General features: G+C 60.1%; 15 protein-coding genes. 13 read left to right on the forward strand and 2 right to left on the reverse strand.

The window, feature by feature from the left end; genetic code table 11:
• Positions 1–38 precede the first annotated feature (38 nt).
• The 12 genes from coxB to O3S81_RS08620 all read left to right on the forward strand — a co-directional run bounded on the left by coxB (position 39) and on the right by O3S81_RS08620 (position 10,196).
• Positions 39–902 carry a cytochrome c oxidase subunit II gene (coxB, locus tag O3S81_RS08565; RefSeq protein ID WP_442864895.1) on the forward strand — a complete coding sequence of 288 codons (864 nt, stop codon included), beginning with the start codon at positions 39–41 and terminating at the stop codon, positions 900–902.
• Positions 903–918: 16 nt separating this feature from the next.
• Positions 919–2,634, forward strand: coding sequence for a cytochrome c oxidase subunit I (gene ctaD / locus O3S81_RS08570; RefSeq protein ID WP_269342285.1), 1,716 nt, complete (start codon positions 919–921; stop codon positions 2,632–2,634).
• A gap of 391 nt (positions 2,635–3,025) precedes the next feature.
• Positions 3,026–3,979: a heme o synthase gene (locus O3S81_RS08575; RefSeq protein WP_269342287.1), complete on the forward strand. Its 954-nt coding sequence runs from the start codon at positions 3,026–3,028 to the stop codon at positions 3,977–3,979.
• Entirely contained in the window at positions 3,979–4,110 is a 132-nt protein-coding gene (locus tag O3S81_RS08580; RefSeq protein ID WP_003509137.1) for a hypothetical protein, read from the forward strand. Before O3S81_RS08575 ends, O3S81_RS08580 begins: the two co-directional genes overlap by 1 nt.
• A 30-nt stretch (positions 4,111–4,140) precedes the next feature.
• On the forward strand, positions 4,141–4,758 hold the full coding sequence (locus O3S81_RS08585) for a cytochrome c oxidase assembly protein (RefSeq protein WP_269342288.1): 618 nt from the start codon (positions 4,141–4,143) through the stop codon (positions 4,756–4,758).
• Between the two features lie 61 nt (positions 4,759–4,819).
• On the forward strand, positions 4,820–5,695 hold the full coding sequence (locus O3S81_RS08590) for a cytochrome c oxidase subunit 3 (RefSeq protein WP_269342290.1): 876 nt from the start codon (positions 4,820–4,822) through the stop codon (positions 5,693–5,695).
• A 293-nt stretch (positions 5,696–5,988) separates the two neighbouring features.
• Positions 5,989–6,375, forward strand: a complete 387-nt coding sequence (locus tag O3S81_RS08595; RefSeq protein WP_269342292.1) for a DUF983 domain-containing protein — start codon at positions 5,989–5,991, stop codon at positions 6,373–6,375.
• 10 nt (positions 6,376–6,385) lie between these two features.
• Positions 6,386–7,120: an SURF1 family protein gene (locus tag O3S81_RS08600; protein WP_269342445.1), complete on the forward strand. Its 735-nt coding sequence runs from the start codon at positions 6,386–6,388 to the stop codon at positions 7,118–7,120.
• A gap of 63 nt (positions 7,121–7,183) precedes the next feature.
• Complete coding sequence (ispH, locus tag O3S81_RS08605) at positions 7,184–8,230, forward strand: 4-hydroxy-3-methylbut-2-enyl diphosphate reductase (RefSeq protein WP_269342294.1); 1,047 nt, start codon at positions 7,184–7,186, stop codon at positions 8,228–8,230.
• 91 nt (positions 8,231–8,321) lie between these two features.
• Positions 8,322–9,290: a homoserine kinase gene (locus O3S81_RS08610; RefSeq protein WP_269342296.1), complete on the forward strand. Its 969-nt coding sequence runs from the start codon at positions 8,322–8,324 to the stop codon at positions 9,288–9,290.
• Positions 9,287–9,727: a ribonuclease HI gene (gene rnhA / locus O3S81_RS08615; protein WP_003494262.1), complete on the forward strand. Its 441-nt coding sequence runs from the start codon at positions 9,287–9,289 to the stop codon at positions 9,725–9,727. Before O3S81_RS08610 ends, rnhA begins: the two co-directional genes overlap by 4 nt.
• 160 nt (positions 9,728–9,887) lie before the next feature.
• Positions 9,888–10,196, forward strand: coding sequence for a Dabb family protein (locus O3S81_RS08620; protein WP_269342299.1), 309 nt, complete (start codon positions 9,888–9,890; stop codon positions 10,194–10,196).
• Between the two features lie 151 nt (positions 10,197–10,347).
• Here O3S81_RS08620 and O3S81_RS08625 read toward each other — a convergent pair whose 3' ends face one another.
• Together O3S81_RS08625 and O3S81_RS08630 are read right to left on the reverse strand one after the other, a co-directional pair.
• A complete protein-coding gene (locus tag O3S81_RS08625; RefSeq protein WP_269342447.1) occupies positions 10,348–10,833 on the reverse strand; it encodes a peroxiredoxin in 486 nt (161 codons plus the stop codon).
• A 101-nt stretch (positions 10,834–10,934) separates the two neighbouring features.
• Positions 10,935–11,783 carry a protein-disulfide reductase DsbD domain-containing protein gene (locus O3S81_RS08630; protein WP_269342301.1) on the reverse strand — a complete coding sequence of 283 codons (849 nt, stop codon included), beginning with the start codon at positions 11,781–11,783 and terminating at the stop codon, positions 10,935–10,937.
• 162 nt (positions 11,784–11,945) lie between these two features.
• Here O3S81_RS08630 and O3S81_RS08635 point away from each other — a divergent pair, with 162 nt between their 5' ends.
• A complete protein-coding gene (locus tag O3S81_RS08635) occupies positions 11,946–12,551 on the forward strand; it encodes a YqgE/AlgH family protein (protein ID WP_003521117.1) in 606 nt (201 codons plus the stop codon).
• Positions 12,552–12,618: the final 67 nt, after the last annotated feature.

The following is a 12,618-nucleotide window of genomic DNA, read 5'->3' on the forward strand; positions in this document are numbered from 1 at the left end:
GTACCGTGAGGAATAGGATTTACGCAGCACTGGCGGGGATGACCTGTCTGCTCACGGCTGTCGGCGCCCACGCCGATCAGCCGGTGCATTGGCAAATGGGCATGCAGGAGGCAGCCACGCCGATCATGCACGAAATACGCTGGTTTGAACAATATACACTGTGGTTCATCATTCCGGTCACGCTTTTCGTTCTTGCGCTGCTCATCATCGTTGCCTTGAAATTCCGCGCCGCGAAAAATCCGGTGGCGTCCAAGACCAGCCATAACACGGCGATCGAGGTGGTGTGGACGCTCGCGCCGGTGCTCATTCTCCTGTTCCTTGCTTTCCCCTCGTTCAATCTGTTGAACGCGCAGCTGACGCAGCCGGAAAACCCGGACCTGACGCTGAAGGCGACCGCCACGCAATGGCTGTGGAGCTATGAATATGCCGCCGCCGAGGGTGCAGAGCCGCTCTCCTTCGACAGCTATCTGCTGAAGGATCAGGACCGCGCCGCCGCCGGCAAGGAAGACAAGGCCCGTTATCCGCGTCTTCTCGCGGTGGACAATGAAATGGTCGTTCCCGTCGGCAAGACCGTTCGCCTTCTGGTGACTGCGGCTCCGACGGATGTGATCCACGCCTTCGCCATGCCCGCTTTCGGCGTCAAGATCGATGCCGTTCCGGGCCGCCTCAACGAAACATGGTTCAAGCCGGAGAAGGAAGGCCTGTATTACGGCCAATGTTCCGAGCTTTGCGGCAAGGACCACGCCTTCATGCCGATCGCCATTCGGGTGGTTTCCGAACAGCAGTACAATGCCTGGCACGCCGCCGCCGCTTCTGACCTGAACGGCGCGAACCGGGCGCTGATGGCCGCAGTCGATGGCGCTCCGCGCACCGTCGACGTTGCCGCCAACGAAACCAACTGACTCTGGAGTGAGGACAATGGCTGGACCTTCCGCACACGACGATCATCACTCGCATGGTCATTCCGCACATGATGGGCACGCTCATGACGACCATTCGCATGATGCACATCATTCCCATAAGCCGGGCTTTTTCGCCCGCTGGTTCCTGTCGACCAACCACAAGGACATCGGCACGCTCTACCTGATCTTCGCGATCATTGCCGGCATCGTCGGCGGCGGGCTTTCCGTCGTCATGCGCATGGAGCTTCAGGAGCCGGGCATCCAGATCTTCCACGGTCTGGCATCCATGGTTTACGGTTTCGAGGGCGATGCTGCCATCGATGGCGGCAAGCACATGTTCAACGTCTTCACCACCGCGCATGCGCTCATCATGATCTTCTTCATGGTCATGCCGGCGCTGATCGGCGGTTTCGCCAACTGGATGATCCCGATCATGATCGGCGCTCCGGACATGGCTTTCCCGCGCCTGAACAACATCTCCTTCTGGCTGATCGTTCCGGCCTTCATCCTTCTCATCCTCTCGCTCTTCGTCGAGGGCCCCGCGGGTGCCTATGGTGTGGGCGGCGGATGGACCATGTATCCGCCTCTATCGACCAACGGCATGCCGGGACCGGCGGTGGATCTGGCGATATTCGCGCTGCACGTTTCGGGCGCGTCGTCGATCCTCGGTGCGATCAACTTCATCACCACCATCCTCAACATGCGCGCTCCGGGCATGACGCTGCACAAGATGCCGCTTTTCGCCTGGTCGGTTCTCGTCACCGCATTCCTGCTGCTGCTTTCGCTGCCGGTTCTGGCGGGCGGCATCACCATGCTCCTGACCGACCGCAACTTCGGTACGGCATTCTTCTCGCCGGAAGGCGGCGGTGACCCGATCCTTTACCAGCACCTGTTCTGGTTCTTCGGCCACCCGGAAGTCTACATCCTGATCCTGCCGGGCTTCGGCATCATCAGCCACATCGTGTCCACCTTCTCGAAGAAGCCGGTCTTCGGTTACCTCGGCATGGCCTATGCCATGGTCGCCATCGGCGCCGTCGGCTTCATCGTCTGGGCACACCACATGTACACGGTCGGCCTGTCGCTCGAAGCGCAGCGTTACTTCGTCTTCGCCACCATGGTCATCGCGGTGCCGACGGGTATCAAGATCTTCTCGTGGATCGCGACCATGTGGGGCGGTTCGCTGACCTTCTCGACACCGATGGTCTGGGCGATCGGCTTCATCTTCCTGTTCACGGTCGGTGGCGTCACCGGCGTGCAGCTCGCCAATGCCGGTCTCGACCGTTCGCTGCACGACACCTACTACGTCGTGGCCCACTTCCACTACGTTCTGTCGCTCGGCGCCGTCTTCGCGATCTTCGCCGGCTGGTATTACTGGTTCCCGAAGATCAGCGGCTACATGTATAGCGAGTTCCTCGGCAAGCTGCATTTCTGGGTCATGTTCGTAGGTGTGAACCTGGTGTTCTTCCCGCAGCACTTCCTCGGCCTTGCCGGCATGCCGCGCCGCTACATCGATTATCCCGATGCCTATGCCGGCTGGAACATGGTATCGTCCTACGGTTCCTATATCTCGGCCGTCGGCGTGCTGATCTTCCTCTTCTGCGTCTGGGAAGCCTTTGCCAAGAAGCGGATCGCCGGCAACAATCCCTGGGGTGAAGGTGCGACGACGCTCGAATGGCAGCTGTCCTCGCCGCCGCCATACCACCAGTGGGAACAGCTTCCGCGCATTCGCTGATGCGCGGGCCGGAAATCGCGGGCGAGGCTCGCGGGCTCCGGTTGCTGAAAAAGAGGGACGGCGCGGTTCGATCCGTGCCGTTTCCCGAACGGGCAGCTTCTCCTGCCGCGTGACATTTTGTCCAAGCGATGCCTGCCGTCCGACGTGATACATGCCCCCGGACGTGATAAATGCCAAATCTGGCCTTTATGAAAAGCAAGCGCAGACGAATGGCGGCGGGGTGCGGCGAATGGCCGGCACATGCTGGCATCGGTTTGGTCCGATGCCCTCCCTGCCAGGACATTCGGGACCGATGAATTGACGCATCGCGCATGCCGGAAATCACATTCGTTTTTCGGACCGGTGCAAGGGATGTCGCCGCAGGCGGCGTCCGAAGGAAACAGGACAGGAAATGACCGTTATCGACAATCGCGAACTGCTGGGCGAAAAAGGCTCCGAACTTTCGGAAGCCGGCGCACGCGATTATTTCGAGCTGCTGAAGCCGCGCGTCATGTCGCTTGTCGTCTTCACGGCCTTTGCCGGCCTCGTGCTGGCGCCGGGAGAAATCAACCCGATCCTCGGCATCATCGCCATTCTATGCATCGCGGTCGGCGCCGGCGCCTCCGGTGCGCTCAACATGTGGTACGATGCCGATATCGATGCCGTGATGAGCCGCACCGCCAAGCGGCCGATCCCGTCGGGTCGCGTTGCGCCGGGCGAGGCGCTGGCCTTCGGTCTGACGCTGTCGGCCTTCTCGGTGGTCATCCTCGGCCTTGCGGTCAACTGGTTCTCGGCCGGCCTGCTCGCCTTCACCATCTTCTTTTACGCCGTCGTTTATACGATGTGGCTGAAGCGCTCGACACCGCAGAACATCGTCATCGGCGGTGCCGCCGGCGCTTTCCCGCCCATGCTCGGCTGGGCCTGCGTCACCGGCGGCGTTTCGCTGGACAGCATCATCCTGTTCCTCATCATCTTCCTGTGGACACCAGCGCATTTCTGGGCGCTGGCGCTGTTCAAGATGCGCGATTACGGCGCCGTCGGCATTCCGATGATGCCGAATGTGGCGGGTGAGCGCTCCACCAAGAACCAGATGATCGTCTACGCGGTGCTGACCGCGGCGGCGGCCGTCGCCCCCTATTTCACGGGTCTGGCGAGCGCCGGCTACGGCATTTTCGCCGCCGTCCTGAGCGCCATCTTCGTCTACTGTTCGCTCGATGTCCGGCGCATGCCGGAGGGTGACGAGAAGATGGTGCCAGCCAAGAAGATGTTCGCCTATTCGGTGCTTTATCTTTTCGCGATCTTCTCCGGCCTTCTGGCCGATCATTTCGCGCCGGCCCTGAAGGCCGTGATGTCGGGAGTCCTGTAATGGAAACGGTGGAACTGAGCGCGGCACAGAAAAAATCGAGACGCGGGCGCAATATCGCGCTGGGCGTCTTGCTTGCCGGTCTGGTGGTGCTGTTTTACGTCATCACCATCATCAAGATCGGCTCACATTGATCGTCTGAGCGCAGGAGAGGAGGGGAGGACATGGCGAATATGGAAGCAGAAACGACGCGGGCCGGTACGCAGCGGGTGAGCAACCGCTCCATCCTCGTGCTCTGCCTCGTATTTTTCTGCGGCATGATCGGCATGGCCTATGCCGCCGTGCCGCTTTACAGCCTGTTCTGCCGTGTCACCGGTTACAACGGCACGACACAGCGTGTGGAGCAATATTCCGACGTCATTCTCGACAAGACCATCAACGTCACCTTCGACGCCAATACGTCGAACGGCCTCAACTGGGATTTCCGCCCGGTGGACAAGATGGTCAAGCCGAAGATCGGCGAGACGATACAGGTGACCTTCAAGGCGACCAACCGTTCGCCCGTGGCGACCACGGGCACGGCGGTCTTCAACGTCACGCCGATGGAAGCCGGGGCCTATTTCAACAAGGTGGAGTGTTTCTGCTTCACCGAAACGACGCTGCAGCCGGGCGAAACGCTGGAAATGCCGGTGGTGTTTTTTGTCGATCCCGACATCGCCACGGCGCGCGAGACCAAGAGCATTCATACTTTAACGCTGTCCTATACGTTTTATCCGGCCAAAACCGAAAAACCGGTTGCGTCCTTGCCGGTAAAAACTGAATCTGGCGAAAGCAAACTGTGAGAGGAGGTCTGGCCTTTTCGTTAAGGCCGGATCAGGGAAGAGACATTCGGGGATTGTCGCAATGGCAGATACGCATCAGAAGAACCACGACTACCACATCATCGATCCAAGCCCATGGCCGCTTCTGGCCTCGATCGGCGCCTTCATTCTGACCTTCGGCGGCGTCTGTTACATGCGTTTCCTGTCGGGTGGCTCCTTCAAGCTGTTCGGCGCGGAACTGGCCAATCCCTGGTTGTTCTATATCGGTCTCGTCATCGTGCTTTACACCATGTATGCGTGGTGGTCCGACACGATCAAGGAAGCCCATGAGGGCAACCACACCCGCGTTGTCTCGCTTCACCTGCGTTACGGCATGATCATGTTCATCGCCTCCGAGGTGATGTTCTTCGTCGCGTGGTTCTGGGCTTATTTCGATGCCAGCCTGTTCCCGAGCGAAGCCATCCAGGCGTCGCGCCTGCAATATACCGGCGGGCAGTGGCCGCCGAAGGGCATTGAGGTCATCGATCCCTGGCATCTGCCGCTTTACAACACCGTCATCCTGCTTCTGTCGGGCACCTGTGTCACCTGGGCGCACCACTCCCTGCTGCATAATGACCGCAAGGGCCTGATCACCGGCCTGCTGCTCACCGTCGCGCTCGGCATCCTGTTCTCCACCGTGCAGATTTACGAATACATGCACGCGCCGTTCGACTTCAAGAATTCGATCTATGGCGCCACCTTCTTCATGGCCACAGGTTTCCATGGTTTCCACGTCTTCGTCGGTACGGTCTTCCTGCTGGTCTGCCTGTTCCGCGCCATTGGCGGCGGTTTCACGCCCAAGCAGCATTTCGGTTTCGAAGCGGCTGCCTGGTACTGGCACTTCGTTGACGTCGTCTGGCTGTTCCTGTTCTTCGCCATCTATATCTGGGGTGGCTGGGGCGCGCCGGTGCATGGCTGATTGCCTACGGTAGTGGATTGAGGTCCAGGCAGGTTATCTGCCTGTGAAACGAGAGGGTGCGGTTTGTCGCCTTCTCCCCGCCGGGGAGAGGGTCGCGACAGCGGGGTGAGGGGGGGAGAGGTCTCCGAATTCCGGCAGCGTCGCCCCTCATTCGACCCTTCGGGCCACCTTCTCCCCGGCGGGGAGAAGAAACAAGCCGCAAAACCGGGCGGAAGACGATGCCTTGGTTGAGGCGGTCTTCCAACAGACTCGACGTCATTCTCGGGCTTTGGGCAATTTTGCGGGAGGTCGTCATGTCTGAACCATCAAACGGCAATTTCGCGCCGGTCGATCCCATCAAGGTCGGGCTGAAGGGCTGCTGCCCGCGCTGCGGCAATGGCCGGCTGTTCGACGGTTTTCTGAGCATAAAACCCGGCTGCAGCGCCTGCGGGCTGGATTATGGCTTTGCCGATGCGGGGGATGGTCCGGCCGTCTTCGTCATGCTGATTGTCGGTTTTCTGGTGGTCGGTCTGGCGCTCTGGGTCGATCAGCGTTTTGCCCCGCCCGTCTGGGTGCATGTCATGTTGTGGTTGCCGTTTACGGTGATTGTCTCCCTCGTGCTGCTGCGCAAGCTGAAAGGGATCATGATTGCGCTGCAATACCGCAACAATGCAAGCGAAGGCAGGCTTGATCGTGAATGACGTGTCTCACATGAAGGCGGCGGAACGGCGGGTCTGGTTCGCCGCGCCGCTGGTGCTGCTCGCGCTTGCCATTCTTCTCGGGCTCGGCACCTGGCAGGTGAAACGGCTCTACTGGAAAGAGGCATTGCTGGCCGATATCGAAGAAAGGCGCAGCGCAAGTCCCGCCACGCTTTCAGATATCGAGGCCATCGCGAAAAGCGGTGGTGATATCGAGTATCGCCATGTCAGCCTCTCCGGGGTTTTCGATCATGCCCGCGAGCGACACTTCTTCGCCACCCATCAGGGCCAGACCGGTTATTATATCTATACGCCGCTGATGCTCGCCGATGGCCGCATGGTTTTCGTCAATCGTGGTTTCGTGCCCTTCGAGATGAAGGACCCGGCCAAGCGGCCCGACGGGCAGGTGGCCGGCGCGGTGACGATCACCGGGCTGGCGCGCGCGCCGCTGGTGGCAAAACCCTCCTCGCTTTTGCCGGACAATGATATCGCCAAGAATATCTTCTACTGGAAGGATCTGGCGGCGATGGCGTCCAGCGCAGCGGTCCCGTCCGACCGGCTGGTCAAACTCTTCGTGGATGCAGACAATGCGCCCAATCCCGGCGGCTGGCCGCAGGGCGGTGTGACGCTGATAGATTTGCCCAACAATCACCTGCAATATGCGATAACGTGGTATGGTCTGGCGGCGGCCCTTGTCATCGTCGCCGGTTTTGCCTATTTCCGGAACGGTAAGGCGCAGGGCGAATAAAGCCCGCCCCGTCCGGTAAGGCAGGCTATCGGGCAAGACCAGGGCGCTGGCCAAGGAGCACGAATGAACATCGCCGTTTCCAAACCCCCTTTGACGATAAGGCTGTGCGGACCGCGCGGCTTTTGCGCGGGCGTGGACCGGGCGATCCAGATCGTTGTGCTGGCGCTGAAGGCCTATGGCGCACCGGTCTATGTTCGCCACGAAATCGTGCATAATCGTTACGTTGTCGAAGGGCTGGAAGCCAAGGGCGCGGTTTTCGTCGAGGAGTTGCATGAGATCCCGACCGAACACCGCGAACAGCCGGTGGTCTTTTCCGCCCATGGCGTGCCGAAATCCGTGCCGGAGGATGCGCAGGCGCGCAACCTTTTCTATCTTGATGCCACATGCCCGCTGGTCTCCAAGGTCCACAAGCAGGCCATGCGCCACCAGCGTCTCGGCCGCCACGTCATCCTGATCGGCCATGCCGGTCACCCGGAAGTCATCGGCACCATGGGCCAGCTTCCCGAAGGCACGGTCTCGCTCATCGAAACGGTGGAAGACGTAGACCGCTACGAACCGCTCGACCGTGAAAATCTCGGATTCGTCACCCAGACGACGCTGTCGGTCGATGATACTGCCGGCGTCATCGTCAGGCTTCAGGAGCGGTTCCCCGCCATTCAGGCACCCGCCGCCGACAGCATCTGTTACGCAACCACCAACCGTCAGGATGCGGTGAAGCAGGCGGCCCCCGGCTGCGATCTCTTCATCGTGGTCGGCGCCCCCAATTCCTCAAATTCCAAGCGATTGGTGGAAGTGGCGCTGCGGGCCGGCGCGAAGCGCTCCGTGCTGGTGCAGCGAGCGTCGGAAATCGACTGGGACGCGATCGGCGATATCCGCACCGTCGGCCTCTCGGCCGGAGCGTCGGCACCTGAGGTCATCGTCGATGAGATCATCGAAGCCTTCAAGGCGCGTTTCGATACGACGCTTGATCTTGCGGTGACGGTGGAGGAAACGGAACATTTCCTCGTCAACCGCGAGCTGCGCAGCATCGAGCTGACGACGGACGACATGGCTTTCGTCAATGGTGATGCCAGCAACGCATTGCCGCCGAAAAGCGTCGCCAGTATCTAAAGCGGGATGGCACTGAATGGGGGCGGTTTCGCCTCACATGTGTCATCCTCCCCCGAGATTTCCATTCCATCCTTCATCAAGAGATTTGAAATTGGCAGTTTATACGGACATCACCGAAGATGATCTGAGGAATTTCCTCACGCAATATGACGTCGGCAGCCTCACCTCCTATAAGGGCATTGCCGAAGGCGTTGAAAACTCCAATTTCCTGCTGCACACCACAAAGGATCCGCTGATCCTGACGCTTTATGAAAAGCGCGTGGAGAAAAACGATCTGCCCTTCTTCCTCGGCCTCATGCAGCATCTGGCCGCCAAGGGCCTTTCCTGCCCCTTGCCCCTGCCACGCAAGGATGGCGAATTGCTCGGCGAATTGTCGGGCCGGCCGGCGGCGCTCATTTCCTTCCTCGAAGGCATGTGGCTGAGAAAGCCGGAAGCGAAACATTGCCGCGAAGTCGGCAAGGCGCTGGCCGCCATGCATCTTGCGGGCGAGGGTTTCGAAATCAAGCGCCCGAACGCGCTCTCCGTCGAGGGCTGGAAGGTACTGTGGGACAAGTCCGAAGCCCGCGCTGACGAGGTGGAAAAGGGCCTGAAGGCCGAAATCTGCCCGGAAATCGATTATCTCGCCGCCCATTGGCCGAAGGATCTGCCGGCGGGCGTCATCCATGCGGATCTGTTTCAGGACAATGTATTCTTCCTCGGTGACGAACTCTCCGGCCTGATCGACTTCTATTTCGCCTGCAATGATCTGCTCGCTTATGACGTGTCGATCTGCCTCAACGCCTGGTGCTTCGAAAAGGATGGCGCTTACAACGTCACCAAGGGCAAGGCGCTCCTGGAAGGCTATCAGTCGGTGCGGCCGCTGAGCGAAGCGGAGCTGGAAGCGCTGCCGCTTCTGGCGCGCGGTTCGGCGCTGCGTTTCTTCCTCACCCGCCTTTACGACTGGCTGACGACGCCGGAAGGCGCGCTGGTGGTGAAGAAGGACCCGCTGGAATATCTGCGCAAGCTGCGGTTCCACCGTTCCATCGCCAATGTCGCCGAATATGGGCTGGCGGGCGAATGAAGCACGTCGATATTTTCACGGATGGCGCCTGTTCCGGCAATCCCGGTCCGGGCGGCTGGGGCGCCGTGTTGCGTTATGGCGAGGTGGAGAAGGAACTGTCGGGTGGCGAGGCGGAGACCACCAATAACCGCATGGAGCTGCTGGCGGCGATTTCGGCGCTCAATGCGTTGAAGAGCCCCTGCGAGGTCGATCTTTATACCGACAGCGCCTATGTGAAGGACGGCATCACCAAGTGGATTTTCGGCTGGAAAAAGAAGGGCTGGAAAACCGCGGACAACAAGCCGGTCAAGAATGTCGAGCTGTGGCAGGCGCTGGAGGCGGCGCAGGAGCGCCACAAGGTCACGCTGCATTGGGTGAAGGGCCATGCCGGCCATCCCGAAAACGAACGTGCCGATGAATTGGCGCGCAAGGGCATGGAGCCCTTCAAACGCCGGTAATGCAAGCCTGCTTTCTTGCCGGTGGGACAGGCCCGGAACGGGCGCGACGCTCAATCCCGATTGGGGCCTGATTGGGACCGATTGGGGGTTGTGAAAACCGAAACCCGACTTATCTTGTCGTCAAACAGCCGGACGGCGTTCCAGCGGAGGAGACATTCGGATGATCCTGCATTGTGTATTTCTAAGGTTCAAGGCTGCGACGGCATCCTCTGAAAAACATGCCATTTTCGAGGCGATTGCAGCCCTGAAGGACGAGATACCGGGGATCATCGACGTTAAATACGGCCAGAATGTCTCGCCCGAAGGCCTGAACGGTGGTTTCGTCGACGGCTTCATCGTGACGCTGGAAAGCCCGGAAGCCCGCGACGCCTATCTTGCCCATCCCAAGCACATGGATGTGGGGGAGCGGCTGGTTTCGCTCACCGATGGCGGTCTGGCCGGGCTCCTGGTGTTCGACATGAATGTATAAAAAGGGCGCGGCCGGTCAGACTATGACCTGCCACCCGGCCGAACCCATAGGTCGGCATCGTCGCCCTCCGTGGTGGCGGTCCAGGCCCACGAAATTATATTCGCGGGCCTGATGAATGTGTGGCGTTATTTGTATTTAAGTGGCGAGCTTTTTAAAGCTGCTCGATCATCGCCGCAGCGGCCGAAACGGTCGCCTGGCCGGGGTTCTCTTCGACATTCAGAGATTTCACCACGCCGTCTTCAATCAGCATGGAATAGCGCTTGGAGCGCACGCCGAGGCCGCCGGCGGAAAGATCGGCGTCGAGGCCAAGCGCCTTGGTGAAGGCGGCGTCCCAGTCTGCCAGGAAGTGAATCTTGCCCTGGCCGCCGGATGATTGCGCCCAGGCGCCCATGACGTGCCAGTCATTGACGGAGACGACGGCGATGTCATCCACGCCCTTGGCGAGAATGGTATCGCGGTTTTCGAGATAGCCCGGCAGGTGGTTCAGCGAGCAGGTGGGGGTGAAAGCGCCGGGCACGGCGAAAAGCACCACCTTCTTGCCGCCGAAAAGGGCGTCCGTGGTGGTTTCCACCGGGCCATCGGCCGTCTTTTCCTTGAAGGTTGCGGAAGGCAGTTTTTCGCCGATCTTGATGGTCATGTCCGTGCTCCTGTGGCCGTTCGGTTCGGCGCGACTATAGAGCAGGGACATGAAATCTGTCATGCGGTTTTCGTTTGAAATGCCGCATGCCGGACACCCGCTCAGGGCTTGGGGAAATTCAGCACCGTTTCCATCGCCCGGTCGCCGGATTTGACCAGAATGGGCCAGCTGTTGCCCTGCACCTGATAGGTTTTCGGCAGGCCCTTGATGTTCATGTAGAAGGAGAGCTTGCGCTTGTCGCGCACCATGTTCTGCGGTTCGTAATAGGCAAAACCGGAGGGGCCGGCGATAAAGATCTCTGTCTCTTTCGGTGCGTTTTCCGGCAATTGCAGCTGCACGCCGAGCATGGTCTTGTCGGGCGTGATGTGGAAATCGATCACCTTGAAATCGTCGGAAGCCGCCTCGGGCAGCGTCTCGCGCGCCTCCTCGAGAAGGCGGCGTTCCTCATTGTCGTCAGCGCCGGCATTGCCGCGCTCGATTGAAAACTTCGCCTCGAAGGGAATACAGATATTCTGGCACACGCCGATGAAGGCGGTGAGGTCGATCTTCCCGCTCGCCGCCGGGTCGGCGGCTTTCAGCTGAAAGGGCAGGCTGACGGCGTGATCATAGCCGATATCGGTGATGTCACCGTTCTTGATGAGCTTCGGAACGGGATAGGCCATGGCAGCAAGCGTCGCGCCGCTGGCCGGATCGAGCGTGATCTGGGGCGGTATGCCGGCTTCACCGGGCTCGCGCCAATAGGTTATCCAGCCGTCCTTCGGCTCGATCTGCAGCACGCCGCGCAGCACGCCATTTGCATCCATGGCAAGGCTTGCCACGCGCATCTGGCCGCCTTCGCTTCTGGCCCAGTCGGTAATTTCGGCCCGGGCGGCTTCAGCGCCGCCGAGGAGGGCGGCAAATGCGGCCACGAGACGAAGATGTGAAAATCGAAAGAATATCCTGACGCTCATACTTTCCGTCTAACCCAACATCGGCCGGCGGACCAGTTACGAATTCGTGCGGTTCATCATTTTCGGTTGATTGATCGGGCGCTATGTCGCATCCTGTCCTTTGTCGAAGTGCGAACGCCGTTTACCGTTTGAATGACGGAATTCGGTCTGCTGGAGGCGCCGGTGAGCTTTTCAACCCTGATGGACAAACGCGAACGTGGCTTTCTCGATGGTCAGTTCCTCATCGCGATGCCGGGGCTGGACGATGGCAATTTTGCCCGTTCGGTGATCTATATCTGCGCCCATTCGGATGCCGGCGCCATGGGCTTCATCATCAACCGGCCGCAGCAGATCACCTTTACCGATATCCTGCTGCATCTGAAGCTGGTGGACAGCAACGACGCCATCATGCTGCCCAACCGCACCCGCGAATTTCCGATCCAGTGCGGCGGCCCGGTCGAATCCGGTCGCGGTTTCGTGCTGCATTCGGATGATTATCTGAGCGAATCCTCTATTCCGGTCAGCGACGATATTTCGCTGACGGCAACGCTCGATATCGTCCGTGCCATCTCCAACGGCCGCGGCCCGCAAAGGGCGACCATGATGCTCGGTTATGCCGGCTGGGGGCCGGGCCAGCTGGAAAACGAGATCGCCAATAATGGCTGGCTGAATTGCCCGGCGGCGGAAGAGCTGATCTTCGACCGTGGGCTGGACAATAAATACGAGCGGGCGCTGGCCCTGATGGGCGTCGATGCCCGCATGCTCTCCACGGATGCCGGCCACGCCTGACACGTCGTAGCACCGCCTGCGCTTGCGGGCTGGAACCAAAACTTGCCCCCTGACGTTACTCACCCGG

Source organism: Agrobacterium sp. SOY23 (assembly GCF_027212525.1).
GTDB classification, from domain to species: domain Bacteria; phylum Pseudomonadota; class Alphaproteobacteria; order Rhizobiales; family Rhizobiaceae; genus Agrobacterium; species Agrobacterium tumefaciens_I.